Annotated in this window: 4 protein-coding genes; 2 read left to right on the plus strand and 2 right to left on the minus strand. The window is 62.8% G+C overall.

What is annotated here, in order from left to right:
* A partial coding sequence (locus ACFWF3_RS28515; protein ID WP_379316571.1) for an oxygenase MpaB family protein occupies positions 1-878 on the minus strand: 878 nt, incomplete at its 3' end.
* 805 nt (positions 879-1,683) lie between these two features.
* Here ACFWF3_RS28515 and ACFWF3_RS28520 point away from each other — a divergent pair.
* Both ACFWF3_RS28520 and ACFWF3_RS28525 read left to right on the plus strand, forming a co-directional pair.
* The gene (locus tag ACFWF3_RS28520; protein ID WP_379316573.1) at positions 1,684-2,427 is read left to right on the plus strand and encodes an SDR family NAD(P)-dependent oxidoreductase; all 744 of its coding nucleotides are present in this window, start codon (positions 1,684-1,686) and stop codon (positions 2,425-2,427) included.
* A gap of 46 nt (positions 2,428-2,473) precedes the next feature.
* Positions 2,474-3,106 (plus strand): TetR/AcrR family transcriptional regulator, encoded by a 633-nt coding sequence (locus tag ACFWF3_RS28525; protein ID WP_379316575.1) that lies wholly within the window; start codon positions 2,474-2,476, stop codon positions 3,104-3,106.
* 86 nt (positions 3,107-3,192) lie between these two features.
* Here ACFWF3_RS28525 and ACFWF3_RS28530 read toward each other — a convergent pair.
* Positions 3,193-3,584: oxygenase MpaB family protein (locus ACFWF3_RS28530; RefSeq protein ID WP_379316577.1), on the minus strand; the 392-nt coding region annotated here is incomplete at its 5' end.

Here is a 3,584-nt window from a genome sequence, read left to right on the forward strand (position 1 = left end):
GCGATGATGGGGTCGAGGATTTGTGCCGCTTGGGCATTGGCGTCGGGCCATGACTTGCGGATGTATTCGTCGCGTACGCCCAGCAGGTGCCCGGCGACCTGCCAGGAGTGCAGGAACGCGTCCGATTCGTGTGCCGGGATCGGCACTTTCCAGGAATTGAGGTGCTTCATCACGGTTGTCGGCAGGCTGTGCCAGGTGACCATGATGTCGTTCTGGCTGATCGGTTTGTCCTCTTCCGCGGAGTGCACCCAGTGCGGGGACTGCGGCAACAGGTGACGCACCGCCGCGTGCACCAGTCGGGTTTTGACGCAGGTGACGATCATTTCCCCGTCGGGGGCATAAGCATTCGCGCTACCGATGTCGTAACCGAGTTTCGCGGTTTTGGTGATGCGGTCTTTGAGATCGTGGCCGCCCTTGGAGTAATAGACCGCGCGCGCCTCTTTCGGGATGACGGTGCTCATCATGCCGCTGGCGAACCCGTAGAGGACACCGAGATACAGTCCGCGTTTCTTGTTGAACGCGATCGCGGTATCCAACTTGCCGGTGTCGGTCCACTGCGGCAGTCGGCGGGCGTACTCCATGAAGTCGCGCAACTCCGAGGGCAAGCCGGCAGGCAGCGCCTGACCGTTCTTGGTCCAGGTCCGCAACAGTTCGTTGATCTTGGGAACTTCGCCTCGGTCGACGAGTCCGGCGACGAGTTCGTCGGCTTCGGGATCCCAGACCGTCAACGGGTCGACGCCGGAACCGGATCCGGCCACCGATCCTTCCGGCGACCACGTCCACGGATCTGCCCGTGCGATCGCACCCAATCCGATGGTGCCGACAACGCCGAGCATTCCGCCGGCCTTCAGCGCATTGCGCCTATTGAGTCTATCCATGACATTACTCCTCATTGAGCACGTTCAGACTCCCAGGCCGCAGCGCGAGTACTCGATCCTCTTCACTGAATCAGCCTAGAATAGTGAGTAACTTAACAGGCAGTGACCGCTGTGTCCACGTTATGCGGATTGACGCCGGATGGCGGTTCGGTCGTAGAGAGGGGGAGGTGGGGTTGAACCCTCAATAGAAGGCTGTGACCTGCATACTTTTTCATTCGGTAGGGCGTGTCCGCAGCTCGAGTGTGGTCACGGACTGATGGACTCAGAGTTGCGGGATAGTGAGTAACTTAGCTGGACAGCGCACTCGGGATCGAGTTCGTCGGCTCCGGTTGTTGGGCTCCCGCTTCAGTTGCTCGCTGGCTGATGTAGAAGCGGTCAGCACTGTATAGGGGCGTGTATATGTGGATGGTCGAGCCCTGAGTTGCTTCCCTGTACGGCCGATCTGTCGGAGAACGTCGATTGATCGCGTGAGCTGGCGGCGGAAATTATTGAGAATTGTCAGTAACATAGTGGCAAAGATCCGATGCTTCGTCGCGCATCCCGGATCTTGAGCCGGTCCACCGACTGTGCGAGAATCATGATTAACTTATTGGACCTGTCGCCGACCGGTGGCGACAGCGCGTGAGGAGTCAAAGATGTCCGCTCTCGTCGTCGACGTACTTCGACCACCGTCTGGCTGGAGAACTCGCGGTGGGGGACCGTCACCGGTGGGCTCCGCGGCCCTGCTCGTCGATGTGTTCGGCGAGCCGGCCGATCCTTGCCGCTCGATGATCGTGGCGTCGGCTGACGCGGGATCGGCGCAGCGATGAGCTACCGGCGTTGTGCCCTGATCACCGGCGGTTCGCGAGGGATCGGCGCGGAGGTCGCGCGGCGTCTGGCCGAACTCGGCTACGACCTCACGCTCGCCGCCCGCGATGGTGCGGTCCTGGACAGCACTGCTGAAGAGCTGCGCACCGACCACGGTGTGGACGTAGTGACGGTGATCGCGAACATGAACGATCCCGAACAGTTGCTGCGCCTCGCCGACACGCACGCCGACCGGTTCGGTCGCCTGGACGTCTTGGTGCACTGCGCCGGCACCGGTACCGCCGGTCCGGTAGCGACGATGAGCGCCGCCGGCTACCACCGCATGTTCGACATCAACGTTCGCGGTCCCCTGACCCTTGTGCAGCACTGCCTGCCATTGCTGCGCGAGACGGCGAAGGGCAACCCCGGCGCAGGTGCGAAAATCGTTGCGCTGGCCTCGATCACCGGTGTCGCGGGGGAGCCGGGCTTGGCCGCCTATGGGGCGTCGAAAGCCGCTCTGGTGTCGCTCTGCGAAACCATTTCGCTGGAGGAATCCGCGAACGGTGTCAGTGCGACAGCTATCTCACCTGGCTATGTCGATACCGATATGACCGCGTGGAAACGCGACGAACTCGACCGCGCGGCGATGCTGACAACCGGGGACATCGCTGAACTGGTGCTGGCCATCACTCGTCTGTCCGCCAACGCCGTCGTTCCCAATATCGTTGTCTCCCGGTCGGGGAGCCAGCTGTGGCGAGCATGATCGACCGCGAATCGCCTGCTGGGCCGGTGGGAACGAGTACGGCTCGATGACCGCGATACGCGGCGAAGTGAGGAATGCGCACATCCTCACCCGCGCGGACCGCGGCGAAGCCCGTGCCCGTCGCCGAGAGGTCGTCATCCGCGCCGCACGTGACGTCTTCGTCGAGCATGGTTTCCACGGCGCCAGCATGGAAGAGATCAGCGTCAGGGCCCAGGTGAGCAAACCGGTGCTCTACAACCACTTCACGGGCAAGGTTGACCTGTATTCCACTGTGCTGCAACGCTATCTGGACCACATGGTCGGTGGGCTGCGTGATGCGCTCCGGACGACCGTCGGGTACGAGAACAAGGTGCGGCGCACGGTCTCGGCCTATTTCGACTTCGTCGACGAGGACAACGGTGCGGGATACACGCTCGTTTTCGACACTCCGGTTCCGAGTGAGCCGAGCGTCGAGGGTCGGGTACGGATGGCGATGGCCGAATGTGCGGCGCTGGTCGGTGTCGAACTCGACGCGGTGGGGATGGATCCCTACCGTGCCCGGGCTTGCGCATTCGGTCTCGTCGGCGCCAGCCACCTGGCGGCCCGCTACTGGTTCGACGCCGGTCGCCCGATTCCCAAGATCGACGCGGTCGACACCACCGTTGCGCTGTTCTGGACAGGACTGTCCGGAACAGGGTAGTGCGAATACCGGTGGGGTCGACGAAGTCGCCGCGGCGATCCGGGAAGCGTCCGAGGATCTGGCCCCGATGCACCGTGTGTGTCTGCTCAGATCAGATTCTTGCCCTGAGATCTACGCTCACGCATGTCGTCCAGGTAGCGCTCGAAGGGCTGAGCTCGCCAAGTATCCGGCAGCACCTCGAGCAGTCGGCCGATCGTCCGCATCACGATTTCGAACACTCGCTGCTTGCGCGGGCTCCATGGCAGGCCCAACTCGTCGCGGAACTGCTGTGGCAGAAACCCGGTGGTGAAGAAGCGATTCGCCCGACCGAACGCGACGCGCACGCTTCGACGCCATGCCGCCAACTCGACAACGTAGTTGAGCAGGTAGGTGCGGACTTCGTCGTCGAAGGACAGATCGCCGAGCATCGAGTCCCAGTACCGATCGAAGGCCGCGCGGTCGGCCCGCCCCACATCGGCCCGCATCTGCAACGTTGTTA

Origin of the sequence: Nocardia sp. NPDC060220, assembly GCF_042727815.1 — a bacterium.
Taxonomy (GTDB): Bacteria; Actinomycetota; Actinomycetes; order Mycobacteriales; family Mycobacteriaceae; genus Nocardia.

What these genes read in the sequence shown, in the direction of transcription:
- ACFWF3_RS28520 (WP_379316573.1), top strand. Translation starts at nt 1,684, where the DNA reads ATGAGCTACCGGCGTTGTGCCCTGATCACCGGCGGTTCGCGAGGGATC.
- ACFWF3_RS28525 (WP_379316575.1), top strand. Translation starts at nt 2,474, where the DNA reads ATGACCGCGATACGCGGCGAAGTGAGGAATGCGCACATCCTCACCCGC.